This window comes from Bacillus sp. ISL-75 (assembly GCF_018613095.1).
The window spans coordinates 138,022-158,939 of the sequence record NZ_JAGGQX010000030.1; the positions used below are offsets into that span (position 1 = coordinate 138,022).

A 20,918-nucleotide genomic window follows, 5' to 3' on the forward strand; every position below is an offset into this window, starting at 1 on the left:
AAAAAAAGGCAGGAATTAAAAAATGAAAAATGAACAATTAAAAAATAGCACAATCTTTCCTTTAGGACAAAAAGTTGAAGCAAACTTTATAGGCGATGCTTACTTACAAATGGTTTTTACCGATCCAACCCCGCTAAATACAGCGATCGGTAATGTAACCTTCGCTCCAGGAGCTCGCAATAGCTGGCACTCACACAAAGTTGGGCAAGTTTTGTTAGTTACTGGTGGTGAAGGTTGGTATCAGGAAGAGGGAAAACCAGCTCGTTTACTCAAAACAGGGGATGTGGTCAACATTTCGCCGAATGTAAAACATTGGCATGGTGCCACAAAAGACAGTTGGTTTGTACACTTAGCAATGACACCAGGTGAAACTGAGTGGTTAGAATCTGTTGATGATGAATGGTATAATAAATTATAAAAGAATGCATCAAGTCATATGATTCGATGAGTTATTTCTAATATGCCTGAGCTTAAGTAAACAATTTTAATCCTCACAACAAAGGGTCAACAGATGAAGACCCTTTGTTGATAAAACCCCCATTACTAATATCAGTTGTTTCACTTAGGTTGCAATATCGGGACGAACTCAGAGCAAACACTTTCAGGACCCTAAATAAGAGATCTTTCTTACTCCCCAAGTGCTGACTCGTTACTTTTAGTGCATTATCTTCTTATTTATTCTATAAATTTTCCTTACATTTTTATGGAGCCCAGAATTGAAATTAGATGGGATTCGTTTAATACTTTCCAAGTTTAATGGAAAGGTACGATTATATACGAGACATTATAATGAGGTCACAGGAAGGTTTCCTGAGTTACTAGACGCTGACATTCCTGATGGGACAGTTTTGGATGGGGAGCTTATCGTACCAGACCAAGATGGAAAGCCTGATTTTGAGGCAGCAATGGAGAGGTTTCAGTCTAATAAGTCTAATCTTAGGTTTCAATATTGTGTTTTTGATGTTATTTATTATGCAGGAGACAAAGTTACCAACCTGCCTTTAGTAGAAAGAAAAAATCTTTTGGAATCTTTCTTACCTCAATCAAATGAAATCGTCATGGTGCAGTGGATGGTTGGACATGGGGAAGAGTACTTTAATCTTGTTCAGCAGCATGATTTAGAGGGTATAGTGCTTAAAAAGGCCAATTCTACGTACCAAGTTAACAAGCGAACGCACGACTGGTTAAAAGTGATTAATTATAAATATGCAGATGTCTATATAACAGGGTTAAGGAAAGATGATTTTGGCCTTCTATTAAGCACTTATGAAGGGGATAATCTAAAACCTTCAGGTATAATGGAATTCATTACCCAAAAAGAAAAGATGAAGTTCTATGCTAGATACCAAGATTTAATAATCGGAGAAGATAAGAAGTTTGTTTTCATCAAGCCAGAAATACAGTGTAAAGTAAAATTTAGAAATTATACGAAACAGGGTTTATTACGTATCCCATCGTTCGTTGAATATATTTCCTAGTTAGAGTCTTTTATTTACTCTTTTTTAATTTGTTTAAAGACATAAACAACAAAAGAAAAGGACCCAGTATGGTTCCTTTTCTTTTGTTGTATTATTGTACCTTTTTCATTACTATTGCTTCCACAATTCATCTGTCTTATTCACTATATAATTTATTTATTAGATTGGTCATGATACTGTTACGGTAACACTCTCAGTTGCCACATTTCCCGCCTTATCCGTAGCTGTATAAGTAATCGTATATACTCGTTCATTTCCATTAGCTAATCGATCAGCAAGCAGTTCAAAGGAATCAGCTAAACCAGTAATAGGTTTATTATAATTTGCTTTTTGAATAATATTATTAGGTTGAAGTAATTCGTTGCTTGTAATGGATTTTAACACTACGGAATCAATACCTGATGTGGCATCGAGACGATTAATTTTAACAGCAATTGGAACCATCTTTTGATTGGCTGGCAATGATGTTTTGTCTAGAATAATATTTAAGGTGGGTGCGGTTTTATCCAACTTAATCGTTTTTCTTTTATAAAGTTCGGTATTTCCAGCATTGTCTGTGCTTCGATAATCGATTGTGTACGTTCCATCCGTAGTTAGAGTAAAGGCCCCTTTGTAAGGATTCCATGTCCCACTATTTATACGGTATTCTGTGTTAGCCACACCAGATCCACTTGAATCTGTTGATATTAATCTAACTTGTACATCAGATTTATACCAACCCCAATCATTTTTCCCTTTAGTTGATCCTGGTTTCGTGCTTAATGCTGAAACAGGTGCCTTCTGATCTACAATGTATTTATAACTATCAAATTCTTCAGTAATACATACAACGTCATTTTTGGATAAAAAGATTTTTGAAATCACTTCAAAATCAGGATGTCCATACTTAGAGCTAGATGCTACTGTAGCAATAGATAAGGTGTTTTTACAGTAATACACCAGTTTATCATTCCAGTTTAATCTAGAACCATGATGTGGAATAAAAAAGACTTTTAATTTAAATTTTATATAACTATATTTTTCATTAAAATTGATAAATATATCATTTTTTTCTAAGTTTAGGTCACCAGTTAATAGGGTAGCACTTTTCTCTTGACATGACAAAACTCGCACAGGGGCATGCATCATGCAAAGACTAATATTATTATTATTAATAAATGTGTATTTTTTAATATTTTTAGAGTATACACTGTCATAAAAAGAATCCCGAATTTTCTTACAGTTAATAAAATCATTGAAATTTTTTATTTCATTGTGGCGAATAAAATTGTTGAAAGAAGTTCTAATACCTCTTATTTCATTCTTAGGCAATGGATAGTTATAAAAATCAAACAACCAATCAAAAACCATGAAAGGGGTGTTTTTAAATACAAAAATTTTAGAATTCTCACCAAAATCCTCTTTGAATTCTGGAGCAGGCTTAAAATTCTTTGATTCAAGGTCATCTAAATAAGGCAATTGTTGATTATGATGTTTAGGATTTTTATCTTCGGTAATTTTTATTAAATAGTGTTCAATTTTGGTCAGCAGCACAGCTATGTAATGAACTTCTTGAGGCACAATCTGAAAAGAAACTATTAGCTCTAGAAAAGCGCTGGCTAAAGGCCGATTTAATTATTCTAGACGATGTCGGATATATCCCCTTTAGTAAAGCTGGTGCTCAACTGTTGTTTCAGTTTTGTGCTTCTCGTTACGAAAAAGGAAGCATGATTATAACTAGTAATCTTGAATTCTCTAATTGGACCCAAGTTTTTGGTGACGAACAAATGACTGCTGCACTAGTCGATCGCTTAACTCACCGTTCTCACATTCTAGTCATGAATGGTGATAGCTACAGATTTAAAGAATCATTAAAATCCCAAATACAATAGTATCATCCCCCCAACTTCGCTAACCAAAAACTTTACCACTAAAGTTGGGGGTACTTTATGACTGTGGGTGGTCAATTTTTTCATTAGCGAGGTGGTCAACTTTTTGATTGACAAAAACAATGACTGGTGCATTTACATTATTTTTAAACAAATATTCCAATATAAAAACCTTCATTGATAACACATATTTAGGGAGGGGGAAAAATCTAGGGGATAATAACATTAGTAAGAAGAATCTTCATAAAAAGTTTGTTGATTTTTGCCGCAAAGAAGGAATAAAAAATGACCAATATCCGCTTATCACAAATGATCGAGGAAAAAGGGCTTTAGAGAGGTATGTTAAAAATCTTGAAAAACAGCATTTTAGTCAGGGTGCAAAACGTTATGGTGATTCTGCATTAAACCTGGCAAATTCAACTGGGATAGGAGAAAAAAATGATCCAGTAACTAGGCCTTTTCAAAGGGTTGAATTTGATGGCCATAAAATTGATTTGATGATGGCCATTAAAATAAAAAATCCCGATGGAACAGAGGACGTACAGATAACTGACCGCATTTGGTTATTGTCCATTATAGACGAAGCAACAAAGTTAATTTTAGGGTACCACATTTGTATACGGAAGGAATACTCTTCTGAGGATGTTTTACGTTGTATAAAAAACGCTGTTGTTCCAAAAGAGGATTTTCATTTTATGATACCTGGCCTAAAAATATCACCAACTGGAGGGTTCCATTCCTCAAAGTTTGAACAATGTAAATGGGCGGTATGGGATGAACTTTTGTATGATAACGCCAAGGCAAACTTAGCTGAAATAGTTAAAGATAGACTTATAAACGTAGTGAATTGTTCAGTTAATGCAGGACCTGTTGCCACTCCCGTTCGAAGACCATTTATAGAACGATTTTTTGGTATTTTAGAAGTAAACGGTTTCCATAGATTACCTAACACAACTGGCAGCAATCCGAATGATCCTAAACGGCAAAATGCAAAAGAAGCTGCAATAGCATTTGAGTGTACGGAAATGGAATTAGAAGAATTAGTAGAGGTACTAATTGCTGAGTATAACGGTGAACCTAATACATCCCTTAATTTTATATCGCCGCTTGATGCGATGGACCAATACATTCTAAAAGGAGGACCTATTCGATTTTTAGAAGAAAGTAAAAGAAACGAAGCAACTTTTTATCAAATTCAAGCAAAGAGAACGGTTGTGGGAAGTATAAAAACTGGAAGAAGACCTTATATTAACTTCGAGAATGCCGTTTATAAAAATGAAGTACTTTCTCAAAGTGCATGGTTGATTGGAACAGAACTTAATTTATTGGTAAATATTGATGACCTACGAGTAATACGGGCATACCTTCCAGACGGATCAGAATTAGGATTTCTACAAGCTCAAGGAAGATGGGGAATTAGAAAGCATTCCCTTAAAACTCGAAAGGAAATCTTCAAACTCAAAAAGAAAAAATTGATTCATTTTACTGACCAAGATGACCCCATTGAAATCTTCCTTACGTATTTAGAAAAAAATGCAAAAAATAGCAGGAAGGCGAGGAATGAACTCGCTGCTCAAAAAAGAGACTTAAGAAAAGAATACCTAGGAAAAGTTGAGCAAACACCTCCTAAACCTCCAGAAACAACATTAAATCATTTACCTCAACGACAAGCACAGAATACAAAAAGAGAACCTACTACCCGTAAATTTTTTAAAACATATAATTATTAAATTTAGGAGTGTGAAAGGATTGGGTACAAACATAATAACGGATAGACCCATTGTTGAGCCAAGATCACATCCAATTTATACTGGAAAATATATGTTAGCTACCAATGAAATTAATCGGATGTACGAAAAAGTTATTTGGTGGTTGAGCAAACGAACACCTGGTGGTTTAATTTACGGAAGACCTCGGATTGGCAAAACAAGAGCAATAAAACTCATGATGCAGCAACTCCCAATCGAATTGGGCTCAAAACTGCAAATTTTTCTAATTATTTGTCGCCAGTATAAAACTGCAAATGAAAACGTCTTTTTTGAAGATTTGCTTAGAAATGTTAATCATAGTGAGCCATCTCGTGGTACAGCAAGTGCCAAAAGAGATCGACTTTTCAATCATCTGTATTATAAAGGACAGTCTTCTGAAGAAAAAAGAATCGTAATGATTATAGATGAAGCCCAGCATTTACATGATAGTCATTTCGGATGGTTAATGGATGTTTATAATGAGCTTGATCGAGTTAATATTGACATGAGTGTGATTTTGGTAGGCCAAGAAGAGGAATTAGAAGGAAAAAAAGGGGCACTTAAAAATGCAAGCAAATCTCAAATAATCGGTCGTTTTATGGTACATGAACACAAATTTAGTGGTATAAAAAATATTGATGATCTAAAAACTTGTATAACAGGGTATGACGAGGAGTCTGAATACCCTAATGACAGCGGCTGTACTTATACTCAATATTTTTTTCCAAAATTATACGAAAACGGTTTTAGATTGTATCAGTATGCCGAAGATTTATTCGAAGCTTTCAATAATATAAGGCAAAGAGAAAAAATATACGGACCTATTGAAATTCCAATGCAATACTTGACATCGACCATAGAGTATTTACTCATACATTATGGAGCAGATGGTGAGGATATTGATCAATTAACTAAAGACCAATTGGAAGAAAGCATTTTATATTCAGGTTATGTTGAACAACTTTTCAATCCAGTTGTTTAAAAGGGAGTGGATGAGTTTTTGACAAAATTGTTAAACATAGAAACTTCCGTTCTAAAAAAAGAATATATATGGAATTCTAGGTGGATTTCTAATTACGAATCCGCCTGGAGCATACTCGAAAAGTTTAAATTTTTTAATTCTTTTACTGATTCGGATGTTTTTAGAATATTGGGAACAACTGCTATAAAACAAAAAAAGAGTAATATTTGGAGTAGGAAAAACAGGGACTTATATACATTAAGTGCGTTTGATGACTCTTTAACCAAGCATATTCTTGGAATACCAATTAAAGAGGTCACCAAAACACAATTACAAAAATTAGTATGCGGTTTTAAAAAAAACGAGGGGTTCTTTTTGAAGAAGGAATTAAATTTTTGTCCCATATGTATTAATCAACATTACCATAGTATTTTTCATCAATTTAACTTATTAAACAAATGTCCTTTTCATTATGAGGAACTGGAAAATAAATGCCCTAATTGTAAAGTGATAATTCCATATGAGCTGAATGATAAATATTTTTTAAAACCTTTTCAGTGCAAATGCGGCTATTTATTTTCATCAGAAGAAAACCTCAGATATAGGCTATTTAATAATGTTGAAAATTACCCTATTAAAATTAGTTCTAGTAATCTTCAAATGTGGCTAAACTTGTCAAATACTGAGCGTGAAAAGTTAAAGAACATTGAATTTAGCGATAGCATCTTTAAAAGTGTTTATGATTGTAACCTGATAGATAAATTTATAACAGTAATAAATGATTATCAGTTTTCAGAAAAGCACACAAACATACAAACCGTATTAACAGCGAATGGGGATCCAAGTGTAAATAATACCTACCAAACAGCAGCAGTCTATAGAAAAATACATGCCTCTTCGATTTCAGTTTATAAAGCAATAGCAAGACACATTCGAAAAAAGCTTCTCAAAGGCCATAAAAATTGCATTAAATATTTAGTAAGGAAGCAACCAACTGATCATTTATGTCCGTTTGCAATAGCCTATGTTCAATGGAGGCAGCATGTTGAAGGGTTAGATGAATATTGGAGGGTTGACAATGATATAGAAGCAATTAGCTATTGGTTACACAGAGATGCAGTTGTTGCTTCGATACAAGATTACGAATACTTAACTGATCTCTCTAATAAATTATTTAGGTTTCCTGGCTTATCTTTAGTTCAAAAATATACAATCACCTCAAGAGTAATAAACAGAGTAATGGCACATCTTATTCTTAACCATTTTTGTAGGTGGATAGAACACTCCAAGGAGTTAGTAAATGAACGGTATTTATATAATATATTACCTTCTGACTTTGCTAATAATCCAGTTGTATTAATATCGTTTCCAAATAAAAAAAGAGATTTTGCAAATTTCTATATTTGGAATAATTTATTTTCCAATCTTTCTATTGATAATAGTATATGTCCTTTCTATAATTCAAAAACTACGCCAAAACTCGTGCCTTTTAAAAGACATAGAAGTAGAAAATCAGAATTAATTGATCTTTTAGATGAATCAAATAATCAATATGATTAGGGAGGTTATTAAGGAATCTCCTTATTATAATAATATCATTTGTTAGTTATCCAATTGACAAAACAGTAATTACAAAAAGAGAAGGTTTTAAGTGGATTAAACAAAAACCCACTATGTTATCTAAATGAGAAAGTAAGATTATCTTTAAATATAGATAATCATGCAAATGTTAAATATGATAATCGGTATTTGAAACAAAATATAAATTACACCCCTTTATTTTTACCAATTAATAATAATAAAGAAGCTAACAACTTTCCCATTGAAATGGAGCTATCTGATATGTCATTTAAAGGCGAAAAGCAAAAAAGATAACAAGGTAATTAATCCATAGATATAGCAGCTGTCGATCGATTATGTTTATTTAGAGTAGTACCACGTGGGTAAGCCTGTCGTCTCTTTTGAGTATGAGATGGTAGGCTTTTTATTTTTTGTCCTAACTTAGGGGGAACAAAAAAAGGGCAAAAACAAACTGATTTCTTATTTGGCAGATTATTTTATCCAGCGAAAATTCTATGAATACATAATAAGTGAAAAGATTAAGGTTTAAGAAAGGGGGTGGTCATTTTACAAAACATTACATCTATTTCATACTTTGATTTATGTAGGTACATTTGGGTCGTTTACGATGTAGGTACATTTGTGTCGCACAGTAGCTTATGAAGGCAGATTTGTGACGCACTGTATATTTTGTGGGGTAATTTGTGTCATCATTCATCTATAAAAATTGGTTCGCTGTAGAATATGTAGGCATATTTGTGTCACATGTAGGCATATTTATGTCGCAATTGAAGGTAGATTTGTGTCGCTGGACAAAACTTTTTGTTGCAAAGAAAAAGGGAGGTCATGAACTTCATTTTACATAATTACGTAAAATATAAATTTGACGTAATAAACTCAATTATGTAAAATATAGAAGTGGGGTGATTTTATGGTAAATCAGGATAAACTAACAAATTATAAAAAATTGCAAACCATACTTAACGAATTACCGTGGTATGTTGATGAATACATAAACCACAAACTCAGAAAACTTTCGACGGCTTCCTTATATAATTACTGTCATGATTATAAAATCTTCTTCAACTGGATGATCAGCGAGCAATTAGTGTCTGGCAACGTCAAAGATATTCCTTTGGAACGTCTGGAGCAAATGACAGTTTTAGAGGTTGAAAGTTTTTTAAACTATCTCCATTATCAATTAAATAATAAAGAACTCACCGTAAACCGGAAATTATCTGCATTAAAATCACTATTTAATTACATGCAAAACATTGCTGAAACACCGGATTTAAAGCCATACATTAATCGAAATGTCATGGCAAAAATTGAATTTAATGAAGTAAAAGACAGCATGGAAACAAAAGCAAATAAAATGGAAGGCAAAATCCTTCTTGGCGATGAATATGAGAAGTTTCGCCTCTTTGTTGCTAATGATTATGGCGAAATCAACAAAAATAACAAAAAAATCTTTAACTTTTATCAATTAAATAAAGAACGTGATACGGCGATTGTGTCATTAATCCTTGGTTCTGGACTTCGTCTTTCGGAATTAGTAGGGATTGAATTAGATGATATCGATTTTAGTAAGTATTGTGTAAGGGTCATTCGAAAAGGTAATAAAGAACAATTTGTCTTCTTTAGTCAGGTTGCAATGGCTGATCTGGAAGAATATCTGTCGATTAGATCTGCTAAGTACCAGGTTGATAAGACCAATAAGGCGTTGTTTATTTCTGCACTCATTGGACCAAAAGGAAAATCACGAAGATTAACGGGAAGATCTGTTGAAAAATTAATTGAAAAATATGCCACAGCATTCGGTAAACCATCATTATCCGTACATAAACTAAGGCATTCCTTTGCGACCAGATACCATGCTGAAATCAATGATGTTCCTAAATTAAGACGTCAATTAGGTCATTCATCGATCCAAACCACAATGATTTACACTCATATTAAAAATGATGATTTAAAAATTGCTGTTGATAAAATGGATATGCCAAAAGAACAACTGGATTAATAATGACTGTCTGTAAAAAGGCAGTTATTTTTTTATTTTATCAGTTTACATAATATTATTATGTAACAAAAAAATGAAATAATCTCAATTGCAAAGTATACTTAAGAAAATGAGACGGAATAAAATTTTTTAATATTTTTCACTTTGCAAAATTAAAAATGCGTTTAGAAAGCTCATATGCTCTCCAAACGCATTTTTTTATCCTACATTTTTCATCGAATTGCTTCCAGTAAACTGACTATTATACAGATCTGCATAAAAGCCGCCTTTTTCAAGTAATTCGATGTGATTTCCTTTTTCAATCACACTTCCATTATTCATCACAAGGATTAAATCGGCATCACGAATCGTCGACAATCTGTGTGCTATAACAAAGCTTGTGCGCCCTTTCATTAAATGGTTCATCGCCTTTTGAATTTGTACCTCTGTGCGGGTATCTACACTACTTGTTGCTTCATCAAGTATTAGAATCGCTGGATTCGCGAGTATCGCTCTGGCAATAGTTAACAGTTGCTTTTGGCCCTGAGAAATATTGGATGCTTCCTCGTTCAAAATCGTATCGTAACCGTCTGGAAGAGTTCGAATAAAATGGTCCGCATTGGCTGCTTGGGCCGCTGCCACCACTTCCTCTTTTGTTGCCCCTTCCCTTCCGTACGCAATATTATCAAAAATCGTACTGTTAAACAGCCAGGTATCCTGTAACACCATACCGAATAAACTCCTTAGATGCTCCCTTTTTAAATCTCTCGTGTCAATACCATCAATCAAAATTCGACCGGAATGAATCTCGTAGAACCGCATTAACAAATTAATAAGTGTGGTCTTCCCTGCCCCTGTTGGTCCGACAATTGCAACCGTCTGGCCAGATTTCACATCAATTTGCATATCTTCGATTAAGATTTCATTTTCCTCGTAGCCAAAAGTAACATGTTCAAATGTTACTTCACCCTTCGGAGTAGAAATCACTTTTGCAGCAACCGCTTCTGGGACCTCTTCAGTTTCATCTAATATTTCAAACGCACGTTCGGCACTTGCGATAGTTGATTGAATCACGTTGGCAATCGACGCTGTTTGTGCAATTGGTTGAGAAAATTGCCGCGCATATTGGATAAAGGCCTGAATATCACCAATTTCAATCGCTTTTTTAGTGACTAAGATTCCACCAACGACGGATACAAGGACATAGCCAATATTATTGATAAATGACATAAGCGGCATAATCATTCCAGAAACAAACTGTGCTTTCCAGGCTGATTGATAGAGGGTTTCATTAATTCCTTCAAATTTGTCAATCGATTTCTGTTCATGGCCAAATACTTTTACTACCTTATGTCCTGTATACATTTCTTCTACATGACCATTTAGCTCGCCTAGTGATTTTTGCTGGCCTTTAAAATACAGTTGTGATTTTTTGGCGATTTTTGCAATCGCTACACCGCTTAACGGCAGTGTCACAATCACGATCAATGTCATCAATGGACTGATTGATAGCATCATGATGATTACTCCAATAATTGTAACCACTGAGGTAATCAACTGGGTTAAACTTTGCTGTAAGGTTGTGCTGATATTATCGACATCATTGACCGCACGGCTTAGAATTTCCCCATGGGTACGTGAATCAAAGTATTTTAACGGCAGCCTGTTAAGCTTTTCTTCCACTTCTTTACGGAGATTATAAACTGTCTTTTGTGCGACACCAGCCATGATATATTGTTGTAAATAGGCAAAAATCGCACTCAATATATAAAGACCTATTAGTAAAATAATAATTTGACCGATATACTCAAAATCTATTTTAGCCCCAGGAACTCCTCTGAGCTTCATCATCAAACCTTCAAATAATTTTGTGGTTGCCTTCCCCATTATTTTAGGGCTGACAATTGCAAAAATCGTACTGATAATAGCAGTAATTAATACGGAAAGAAGCTGTAATTTATAAGGCTTCAAATAGCTGATTAATCTGTTTAGCGTTCCTTTAAAATTCTTTGCTTTTTGGACAGGCATGCCCATTCCCATCGGACCAAATCCACCACCAGGGCCAAGTTTGCGCGCCCCAGATTCTTGATTTTTGGGTTCCTTACTCATGCGATTTCCTCCTCTGACAGCTGTGACATCACAATCTCGCGATAAACCGCACTCGATTCCATCAATTCTTTATGTTTCCCGATACCAGTAACCTCACCATTATCTAGCACAATAATCTGATCAGCGTCGATAATGGTGCTTACTCGTTGTGCCACGATTAATACCGTTGAATTGCCAGTTTCACCTTTTAATGCAGCACGAAGCTTGGCATCTGTTTTAAAGTCCAATGCGGAAAAGCTGTCATCAAATATATAAATTTCCGGCTTTCGAACGAGGGCTCGTGCGATGGATAACCGCTGTTTCTGTCCTCCGGAAACATTTGTTCCCCCTTGGGCAATTACCGCATCAAAACCTTCTGGCATGTTTGAAATGAATTCTTTCGCCTGGGCAATTTCGGCAGCATGATCGACCTCTTCTGCCGTTGCATTTTCTTTCCCATAACGAATGTTCTCTGTGATTGTCCCGGTAAATAGTACTGATTGCTGTGGGACAAACCCAATCTTTTCCCTAAGCTGTTCTTGTGCCATTTCCCTTACATCGATTCCATCAACAAGAACTTTACCACTATCGACATCATAAAAGCGCGGAATCAAGTTAATAAGTGTCGACTTTCCGGAGCCTGTTCCACCAATAATAGCTGTTACCTCACCAGGTTTCATCGAGAAAGAAATATTTGAAATAGCTGGCATTTCCGCTCCAGGATAGCTGAATGTTACCTCTTGGAATTCCACGTGACCTTTTGTGCCTTCTCCTGATAACGACGAGGATGGATCCTTAATATCGGCTACCGTCACAAGCACTTCATTAACTCGAACAGCAGATACTGATGCCCTTGGTATCATCACAAACATCATGGACAACATGATGAATGAGAACATAATTTGCATGGCATATTGGATAAATGCCATCATATCACCGACCTGCATATGCCCATTGCTAATCCGTAGTCCGCCAAACCAGACAATCGCTACAGTTGAGAGGTTAAGTACAATCATCATAATTGGCATCATTGCAGCCATGATTTTATTTACCTTAATAGCTGTTTGGGTTAAATCCCAGTTGGCTTCATCAAAACGTTTCTTCTCATGCTCCACTCGATTAAATGAGCGAATAACACGAATACCAGTTAAGTTTTCTCGTAAAACACGATTGAGATTATCCAATTTTACCTGCATTGCTTTAAATAGTGGAATTCCTTTTCTTGCGATTATGACGATCGCCAGTACGAGAATTGGCAAAGCGACAGCAAGAACTAACGTTAGCTTGGCATCCTTTGAATAGGCCATAATGATACCGCCAATACACATCATCGGTGCCATCGCCATCATTCGTAACATCATTACTAATACTTGCTGGATTTGAGTAATATCGTTGGTAGTTCTTGTAATCAATGAAGCAGTTCCAAGTTTATCAAACTCGTGCAGTGAAAAGTTTCCTACGTGGGAGAAAATTTTGCTCCGCAATAGCTTTCCAAACCCTGATGCAGCTTTTGCTGAGTAGAAACTCGCAGCAATGGAACAAATCATCCCTCCTGCCGCGACGAGCAGCATGAAACCACCGATTTTCCATATGTAGTTGGTATCACCAGTCACGACACCCTTGTCAACAATGTCAGCCATTAACGTTGGCAAATAAAGTTCTGACAATGACTGTAAAAGCACTAGGCCTAAAACCAAATAGATGGGTAATTGAAATGGTTTTAGAAATCTGGTTAATTTGATCAACATCTCTCAACTCCGTTTTCAATAATTGATACGAGTAACTTTATCCTATTTTTATGAACTAAATATGAACAAATATATGTATTAAGTTTATAAAAAAGATCATTTGGCTTGTTAAGCAAACATAAGTATATTCCCGACTGGAAATTCCGTCAAATTTTTGCAAAAAAAAACACAGGGAATCCTGTGTTTAGCGATCATTTATTGATTTCTTTATTAACAACCGTGCCGATAAGCTTCCAATGCCCTTTTTCTAACAACCAAGTAGATTTAACCAATGCAATAAGGTCCGCATTTGCGATTCCAGTAACCCTCTGCTCCCCCAGTAATCCCACTTTATTGCCCTCTAAATGGATCGGTTGGAGACTGCTAAAAGGGTTTACGGATAGTTCTGTAGGCTCATTTAATTTTCCTTTATAATAAAGACCGAGCTTTTTATAATACTTTTGACGGTCCTTTAAATCAAACCGATAGAATTTTCCTGTTTTAGCAAGTTTGATTTCAGCTTTATACCCATTTAAAAAATGGCTATCCATTTCAAGCGGCTCAGGCAGGGCCAAATTCGTATGGACAAAATCCTTCATTGAGTAAGAGTAGTTATGGACAATCCGCTCATTTTCTCCGGTTAACACACTTGCAAATAAATCTTTCACCCCATCATGGTTTAAGTCCACTAGCAGGAGTGACGCCTTAGCACCACTTTCCAAAGGGAATGAAAAGGTCTTTCCATTGGAGGCGGCAATTTCAATATAGATTTTCTCTAAAAATGTATCTTCTTTCTGATAAGGAGCACCCTTTAAAAGGATTTCTTCCTCCTTTTCGTCTCCTGTAATATCTTCTTGCTCTTTTGTTATGGTGACCGTTTTTGTAGTTTCTTCAATTGCATAAACCCCAGTAATCGCAGTAAGTGACATGAGAAAAAACGAAGCAATCACCAGAAGCATCTCTTTTTTCATCCATGAACCCTCCCAACTCTGTTATTAGTTAGTATGTCCAGTTTTGGAAAAAAGATGAAAAAGGGACTCTCTTATTTTTAGAGAGTCCACAAAAAATTATTCATTTGGTTTTTCAGGTGCTGCTACTTTCCAAACAGTGGTTACCTTGCCGTTATCATCCTCATCAAGTATAAACGAGCCATTCGAATAACGGTCACTGAAGTGAATATCTACTGTATGAAGTGTTTCGATATGTCCTTTTTCCGTTTGGAGATAAATAATATCCTGCTCATTAGCAATAACAAATCCGGTGATTCGGTGTGGATTTGACTTAAGCTCTCTTATAATGACAACCCCGCGCTTGGCTCGAGTTGCTTTTTCAAACTCTTTCATTTTCATCCTCTTCACAGCTCCACGCTGCGTCGCAATAACGATCGTTTCATTACTATCTGGATGAATGATTTTTCCGCCAATGACAAAATCGTTATCCTTTAAATTCATCCCTTTAACTCCGGCAGCACGTGCACCGACAATACTGATTTCTTCTTCATGAAACCATAAGGAGTAACCGAAGTGGGTGATTAAGAATAATTCTTTCGTTCCATCAGTTATATGAACATCAGTTACTTGATCATCATCCTTAAGGTTGATGCCAACAAGCGGTTTGGAATATCGTTGTGCTTTATATTGTTTAAGCTCTGTTTTCTTGACCATGCCATTTTTCGTGACAAAGACAAGGAATAGATTTGCCTCAAAGTCTTTAACCGGAATCGCTTGGATAATCTCTTCATCACGTTCAATTGGAATAATATTCGCGACATGCTGTCCAAGGTCTTTCCAACGGATATCCGGAAGCTCATGAACAGGGCAGAATAAATAATTTCCTTTATTCGTGAAGAGGAGAAGGACATCCTTTGTATTCATTTCAAGCTGTGCTAACAAACGGTCTGAATCTTTCATTGCTAAATCCTGACCATTGGAAGCTGCATATGAACGTGGGCTCGTCCGTTTTACATACCCTTGTTTTGTGATCGTTACAATCACGTCTTCACTAGGGACGGTAACTTCAAGATTGATTTTCAATTCTTCGATTTCAGCTTCAATCTTAGAACGACGCGCATCTGCAAAACGTTTCTTCACATCTTTTAATTCTTTTTTAATGACAGAGAAAAGAGTTTTCTCACTTGCTAAAATACTAGTAAGCTCGTCAATTTTCTTCGCTAATTCTTCCGCTTCCTGCCTAAGTGCAGTGATATCGGTGTTTGTTAAGCGATAAAGCTGTAAGGAAACAATCGCTTCGGCTTGGAGCTCTGTGAAACCATACTTTGCCATCAAATTATCTTTCGCATCGCGTTTATCCTTGGATGCACGGATGGTGGCAATTACTTCATCAAGGATGGATAAAGCTTTCATTAATCCTTCAACGATATGCTGACGCTCTTTCGCTTTATTAAGGTCATATTGCGACCTTCTTGTAACAACTTCTTTTTGGTGTTCGATATAAGCGTCCAGCATTTCTCTTAGTCCCATTAATTTTGGACGTTTTTTATAGATGGCAACCATATTAAAATTGTAGGTTACTTGAAGATCACTATTTTTGTATAAATAGTTCAAGACACCTTCTGCATCGGCATCTTTCTTTAAATCAATGACTATTCTTAAGCCTGTTCGGTCTGTTTCATCGCGGATTTCTGAAATTCCTTCTACTTTTCGATCGAGACGGAATTCATCCATTTTTTTAACAAGATTGGCTTTATTGACTTCATATGGTATTTCGGTAATGACTATTTGCTGCTTACCGCCACGAACCTCTTCTATTTCTGCTTTGCTCCGGACGATAATTTTCCCTTTACCAGTTTCATAGGCTTTTCTAATCCCATCAATCCCTTGAATGATACCGCCTGTAGGGAAATCTGGCCCTTTAATGATGGTCATCAGTTCGTCTACAGATACATCCGGTTGATCCATTCTCTTGATTACTCCGTCAATGATTTCTCCAAGGTGATGCGGGGGAATATCCGTTGCGTAACCTGCTGAAATTCCTGTCGAACCATTGACAAGAAGGTTCGGGAACATCGCTGGCAAGACCGTTGGTTCTTTCGATGTATCATCAAAGTTAGGAATAAATTCAACGGTATTTTTTTCGATGTCACGCATTAATTCAGCAGCAATCGCTGAAAGCCTTGCTTCAGTATAACGCATAGCTGCCGGCGGATCACCATCAACGCTACCGTTGTTTCCGTGCATTTGAACGAGGACGTTTCTAACCTTCCAGTCCTGACTCATCCGCACCATTGCCTCATAAACAGAGGTATCACCGTGTGGGTGGTAGTTACCGATGACATTACCAACGGTTTTTGCTGATTTTCGAAAGCCTTTATCGAACGTATTTCCTTCCACATGCATCGCATAAAGAATTCTTCGCTGTACAGGCTTTAGGCCGTCACGTGCATCCGGAAGGGCACGTTCTTGAATGATGTACTTACTATATCTGCCAAAACGATCACCAATTACATCTTCTAGAGGCAAGTCACGGAATTTTTCATTTGTACTCATCCTTCAGAATCCTCCTCGGAGACCGTAATATTTTCATTTTCTAAAATGGTGTCATCTTCTTCTAAACCAAATGCTACATTACTTTCGATCCACTTACGGCGCGGTTCAACCTTGTCGCCCATAAGTGTAGTAACGCGGCGTTCTGCTCGTGCAACATCATCGATTTTTACACGAATCAATGTCCGTGTTTCTGGATCCATTGTTGTATCCCATAGCTGGTCGGCATTCATTTCGCCAAGTCCTTTATAACGCTGAATAATATAGCCTCTGCCCACTTTTTTCAGGGCACCCTGGAGCTCATCATCACTCCAAGCATATTCGATAATTTCCTTTTTGCCTGTCCCTTTACTCACTTTATAAAGCGGCGGGAGGGCAATAAACACTTTGCCTGCTTCTAGGAGCGGCTTCATATATCGATAAAAGAAGGTAAGTAATAAGACCTGAATATGTGCTCCATCGGTATCAGCATCCGTCATAATGACAATTTTATCATAGTTGATATCTTCTACATTAAAATCCGTACCGACCCCACCGCCAATTGCATGGATGATCGTATTGATTTCTTCATTTTTAAAAATGTCAGAGAGTTTTGCTTTTTCCGTATTGATTACTTTACCTCTAAGTGGAAGTACGGCTTGAAAGCGGCGGTCACGCCCTTGTTTTGCGGAACCTCCCGCAGAATCACCCTCCACCAGGTATAGTTCATTTCTTTGCGGATTACGTGATTGGGCAGGTGTTAGTTTACCAGACAAAACGGCATCCGAACGTTTACGTTTTTTACCGCTCCTAGCATCCTCACGCGCTTTTCTAGCAGCTTCTCGAGCTTGATAGGCTTTAATCGATTTTTTGATAAGAAGGGAGCTAATATCAGGGTTCTCTTCAAGAAAGTAGGAGAGATGTTCAGAAACAACAGCATCGACTGCTGACCTAGCCTCACTAGTTCCTAATTTCCCCTTTGTTTGTCCTTCGAACTGAAGTAGTTCTTCCGGGATTCGAACGGAGATTATTGCCGATAAACCTTCGCGGATATCTGCACCATCAAGGTTTTTGTCTTTATCTTTTAAGAATGAAACCTTGCGGGCATAATCGTTAAATACCCTTGTCATTGCTGTTTTTGCCCCTGCTTCATGGGTACCGCCATCTCTTGTACGGACATTATTGACAAAGGAGAGGACATTTTCGGAATAGCCATCATTAAATTGAAACGCAAAATCCACTTCTATTCCATGCTGAGATCCTTCTAAGCTGATAACCGGATGAAGGACATCCTTTTCTTCGTTTAAATAAGCAACGAAGGCTTCAATCCCATTCTCATAATGAAAGACTTCATGGAAATCATTACGATCATCGATAATATCGATTTTCAATCCTTTTAGCAAGAAGGCTGACTCTCGTAACCTCTCACATAATGTTTCGAAATTGTAAGTAGTCGTCGAAAAAATGGTCGGATCTGGCTTAAAATGAATCGTTGTTCCCGTTTGATTGGTTTTGCCGATTTTTTCGAGAGTGGTTGCTGGCTTTCCGCCATTTTCAAAGCGCTGTTCATATACGAAACCGTCCCTTTTAATCGTGACAGTTAACCATTCAGATAATGCATTTACTACCGATGCACCAACACCATGCAAACCGCCGCTTGTTTTATATCCGCCTTGGCCGAACTTTCCGCCGGCATGAAGCACTGTTAAAATAACCTCTGGTGTCGGTTTCCCCATTTTGTGCATACCAGTAGGCATGCCGCGCCCTCGGTCATTAACACTAATTGAATTATCTTTGTGTATTTTTACAATGATTTGATCACCAAATCCTCCAAGTGCTTCATCGACAGAATTGTCGACAATCTCATAAACGAGGTGATGAAGACCGCGTGAATCGGTGCTGCCAATGTACATTCCTGGACGCTTTCGAACCGCCTCTAGACCTTCTAGTACCTGTATGGCATCATCATTATAATCAAAAGCTTGCTGATTCCTTGCCACTAAAATACCCCTTTCATTCCCTACAAAAAGAAGTATCCTTCTAATTGCTTCATGAACTAATTGATTAGTCATCTTTTTATTATCTTTTTATATTTTAAAATAGAACCAATGTTTGCCGCTTCTTATTTTATCATAAATCTTGCGGCGTCTATGCTATATTGTAGCGATTTATTTTAATTTGGCAAATACGTAATTTGAAACAACCTATTTTTGTAATAATATTATCTAGCGGTTTTTGGGGGATTGAAAGAAAAAAACTGCTAATAATTAGCAGTTTTATGGTAAACATTATGCTTTTGTTAACGCATGTTCGACTTTAATGCAGCGGTTCATAATAACCGTATAGCCCTTGTTTTTTAAAAACTCATACGCCTCATCATTTTCTAGTCCAAGCTGCGCCCAATATACTTCGGCATCGATCTCATCAAATTCTTTGGCTACATCGAACAATTGTTCTGACCTGCGGAAAACATTAACAATGTCTACATGTCCTTCAATATCTTTCAGAGATGCAACTGCCTTGACACCAAGAACCTGATCGACAGTAGGATTCACTGGAATAATGTCATAACCCGCTTTTTGCATAGCAGCAGAAACTTGATAGGATGTTCGTTCAGGATTATCACTCAAACCAACAACAGCGATTCTTTTTGCCTCTTTTAATATTGTCCCAATTTCATTACGACCTGGATTTTCAATGCTCATATGTCTCACTCCCTTTTATCATTATTTTACCTATATTTTCAAAAAATACATAATAAAAAGTTCTTAACAGAAAAACCCCTGGTAGAAGAGGCTGCATAAAATATTCTTTAACTGGATAAAAATTTCGGTTTGACCGCGGCTGCTACCTTTGGAACGATAAGGAAGAATCGAGCTCCATCACCAGTATTTTCTGCCAAGACACTTCCGTCCATGTTCTCCAATATTTTCTTGGCCATATAAAGTCCTAAACCGGTGCCATGATGTCTTGTAGTAAAATAAGGTTCGAAGATTTTCTCAAGCAGTGAGGGTTCAATTCCACCAGCATTATCGATAAATTCAGCCGATATTTCTTTATCCGTTTCATCTATTTTGATAAGTATTTTTCGATTATTTATTGCGTTTTGAACAAATGCATCCCTAGTATTTGTAAAAAGATTAAGGACAACTTGGCTATATTCATTCGGATATCCATATGCCATTTTATATGTTTTATATGATTTTATCTAAATTATATTGTCCCTATACTTTGCTTTCAATGGATTAACAAAGGGTTTGAAAATTCTCCTTTTTTTCGTAATAAAATTGACTCTATTTGTACTTACTTTGGACAGAAAAGGAAAAGCGTGGTGTTTTTTCTATATTACATGGTAAAATAGAAGGACTGGATCTTTTTGTTGAAGGAGAATTTGTTAATGGTTCAAATTATTTTAGTTTTGGTTCTTGCGTATTTACTAGGTTCAATCCCCTCTGGTTTAATTATCGGAAAAGTATTTTATAAAACAGATATTCGCCAGCATGGGAGCGGAAATTTAGGCGGAACAAATACGTTTCGGACACTCGGTGTTAAAGCGGGAATAGCGGTGACACTTGCTGATATACTGAAAGGGACATTAGCAGCATCCCTGCCCTATCTTTTTCATGTCGATGTGAATCCATTACTAGCTGGAGTATTGGCTGTTATCGGTCATACCTATCCGATTTTTGCCGGGTTTCGTGGCGGAAAAGCCGTTGCTACTTCAGGTGGTGTCGTATTGTTCTATGCACCTTATATGTTTATCACGGTCCTTGTTATCTTTTTTATCAGCTTATACCTATCAAAATATGTTTCCTTATCTTCGATGATCGCAGGAATTACAGCTGTTCTGTTTGCCATTGTTACTGGTATTATTCGTGAATGGGACATCCCCTTGCTCATCGTAGTATTTCTGCTAGCATCGTTTGTGATATACCGGCACCGGGCCAATATTAAAAGAATTATTAATAAAACGGAACCGAAAATTAAATGGTTATAATGAAAAGGAA

General features: G+C 36.5%; 15 protein-coding genes and 1 pseudogene. 8 read left to right on the forward strand and 8 right to left on the reverse strand.

Going from position 1 to position 20,918, the window contains the following annotated elements; translation table 11 throughout:
* Positions 1-22: 22 nt before the first annotated feature.
* Both J7E63_RS14405 and J7E63_RS14410 read left to right on the forward strand, forming a co-directional pair.
* A complete protein-coding gene (locus J7E63_RS14405) occupies positions 23-418 on the forward strand; it encodes a cupin domain-containing protein (protein WP_215013382.1) in 396 nt (131 codons plus the stop codon).
* 298 nt (positions 419-716) lie between these two features.
* Positions 717-1,478, forward strand: a complete 762-nt coding sequence (locus J7E63_RS14410) for an ATP-dependent DNA ligase (RefSeq protein ID WP_251033537.1) — start codon at positions 717-719, stop codon at positions 1,476-1,478.
* A gap of 168 nt (positions 1,479-1,646) precedes the next feature.
* Here J7E63_RS14410 and J7E63_RS14415 read toward each other — a convergent pair whose 3' ends face one another.
* The gene (locus J7E63_RS14415) at positions 1,647-3,011 is read right to left on the reverse strand and encodes an OmpL47-type beta-barrel domain-containing protein (RefSeq protein WP_215013384.1); all 1,365 of its coding nucleotides are present in this window, start codon (positions 3,009-3,011) and stop codon (positions 1,647-1,649) included.
* 35 nt (positions 3,012-3,046) lie between these two features.
* Here J7E63_RS14415 and J7E63_RS14420 point away from each other — a divergent pair.
* From J7E63_RS14420 to xerS, 5 genes and pseudogenes are all read left to right on the forward strand, one after another.
* A pseudogene (locus J7E63_RS14420) lies at positions 3,047-3,349 on the forward strand (ATP-binding protein); the annotation flags it as partial.
* Between the two features lie 107 nt (positions 3,350-3,456).
* The gene (locus J7E63_RS14425) at positions 3,457-5,076 is read left to right on the forward strand and encodes a hypothetical protein (protein WP_215013386.1); all 1,620 of its coding nucleotides are present in this window, start codon (positions 3,457-3,459) and stop codon (positions 5,074-5,076) included.
* Positions 5,077-5,095: 19 nt separating this feature from the next.
* Positions 5,096-6,076 carry an ATP-binding protein gene (locus tag J7E63_RS14430; protein ID WP_251033538.1) on the forward strand — a complete coding sequence of 327 codons (981 nt, stop codon included), beginning with the start codon at positions 5,096-5,098 and terminating at the stop codon, positions 6,074-6,076.
* 18 nt (positions 6,077-6,094) lie between these two features.
* Positions 6,095-7,615, forward strand: a complete 1,521-nt coding sequence (locus J7E63_RS14435) for a hypothetical protein (protein ID WP_215013388.1) — start codon at positions 6,095-6,097, stop codon at positions 7,613-7,615.
* Between the two features lie 931 nt (positions 7,616-8,546).
* Complete coding sequence (xerS, locus tag J7E63_RS14440; RefSeq protein WP_215013396.1) at positions 8,547-9,635, forward strand: tyrosine recombinase XerS; 1,089 nt, start codon at positions 8,547-8,549, stop codon at positions 9,633-9,635.
* A 198-nt stretch (positions 9,636-9,833) separates the two neighbouring features.
* On the opposite strand, the gene J7E63_RS14445 is transcribed toward xerS, so the two are convergent.
* From J7E63_RS14445 to J7E63_RS14475, 7 genes are all read right to left on the reverse strand, one after another.
* Entirely contained in the window at positions 9,834-11,723 is a 1,890-nt protein-coding gene (locus J7E63_RS14445) for an ABC transporter ATP-binding protein (RefSeq protein WP_215013398.1), read from the reverse strand.
* A complete protein-coding gene (locus J7E63_RS14450; RefSeq protein WP_215013550.1) occupies positions 11,720-13,447 on the reverse strand; it encodes an ABC transporter ATP-binding protein in 1,728 nt (575 codons plus the stop codon). The genes J7E63_RS14445 and J7E63_RS14450 overlap by 4 nt, the downstream gene beginning before the upstream one ends.
* Before the next feature lie 194 nt (positions 13,448-13,641).
* A complete protein-coding gene (locus J7E63_RS14455; protein WP_215013399.1) occupies positions 13,642-14,400 on the reverse strand; it encodes a hypothetical protein in 759 nt (252 codons plus the stop codon).
* Positions 14,401-14,496: 96 nt separating this feature from the next.
* Positions 14,497-16,935, reverse strand: coding sequence for a DNA topoisomerase IV subunit A (gene parC, locus J7E63_RS14460; RefSeq protein ID WP_215013401.1), 2,439 nt, complete (start codon positions 16,933-16,935; stop codon positions 14,497-14,499).
* Positions 16,932-18,911, reverse strand: a complete 1,980-nt coding sequence (gene parE / locus J7E63_RS14465) for a DNA topoisomerase IV subunit B (protein WP_168244058.1) — start codon at positions 18,909-18,911, stop codon at positions 16,932-16,934. Before parE ends, parC begins: the two co-directional genes overlap by 4 nt.
* A gap of 288 nt (positions 18,912-19,199) precedes the next feature.
* Positions 19,200-19,616 (reverse strand): CoA-binding protein, encoded by a 417-nt coding sequence (locus J7E63_RS14470; RefSeq protein ID WP_215013403.1) that lies wholly within the window; start codon positions 19,614-19,616, stop codon positions 19,200-19,202.
* Between the two features lie 107 nt (positions 19,617-19,723).
* Positions 19,724-20,095, reverse strand: coding sequence for a sensor histidine kinase (locus J7E63_RS14475; RefSeq protein ID WP_215013405.1), 372 nt, complete (start codon positions 20,093-20,095; stop codon positions 19,724-19,726).
* 213 nt (positions 20,096-20,308) lie between these two features.
* Between J7E63_RS14475 and plsY the strand changes: the two genes are divergently transcribed.
* Positions 20,309-20,908 (forward strand): glycerol-3-phosphate 1-O-acyltransferase PlsY, encoded by a 600-nt coding sequence (gene plsY, locus J7E63_RS14480; RefSeq protein ID WP_215013412.1) that lies wholly within the window; start codon positions 20,309-20,311, stop codon positions 20,906-20,908.
* Positions 20,909-20,918 lie beyond the last annotated feature (10 nt).

Bases quoted from the DNA above. Each gene is read 5' to 3' on its own strand.
- J7E63_RS14405 (WP_215013382.1), top strand. From the start codon at position 23: ATGAAAAATGAACAATTAAAAAATAGCACAATCTTTCCTTTAGGACAA.
- xerS (WP_215013396.1), top strand. From the start codon at position 8,547: ATGGTAAATCAGGATAAACTAACAAATTATAAAAAATTGCAAACCATA.
- J7E63_RS14445 (WP_215013398.1), bottom strand. From the start codon at position 11,723: ATGAGTAAGGAACCCAAAAATCAAGAATCTGGGGCGCGCAAACTTGGC.
- J7E63_RS14455 (WP_215013399.1), bottom strand. From the start codon at position 14,400: ATGAAAAAAGAGATGCTTCTGGTGATTGCTTCGTTTTTTCTCATGTCA.
- parC (WP_215013401.1), bottom strand. From the start codon at position 16,935: ATGAGTACAAATGAAAAATTCCGTGACTTGCCTCTAGAAGATGTAATT.
- J7E63_RS14470 (WP_215013403.1), bottom strand. From the start codon at position 19,616: ATGAGCATTGAAAATCCAGGTCGTAATGAAATTGGGACAATATTAAAA.
- J7E63_RS14475 (WP_215013405.1), bottom strand. From the start codon at position 20,095: ATGGCATATGGATATCCGAATGAATATAGCCAAGTTGTCCTTAATCTT.
- plsY (WP_215013412.1), top strand. From the start codon at position 20,309: ATGGTTCAAATTATTTTAGTTTTGGTTCTTGCGTATTTACTAGGTTCA.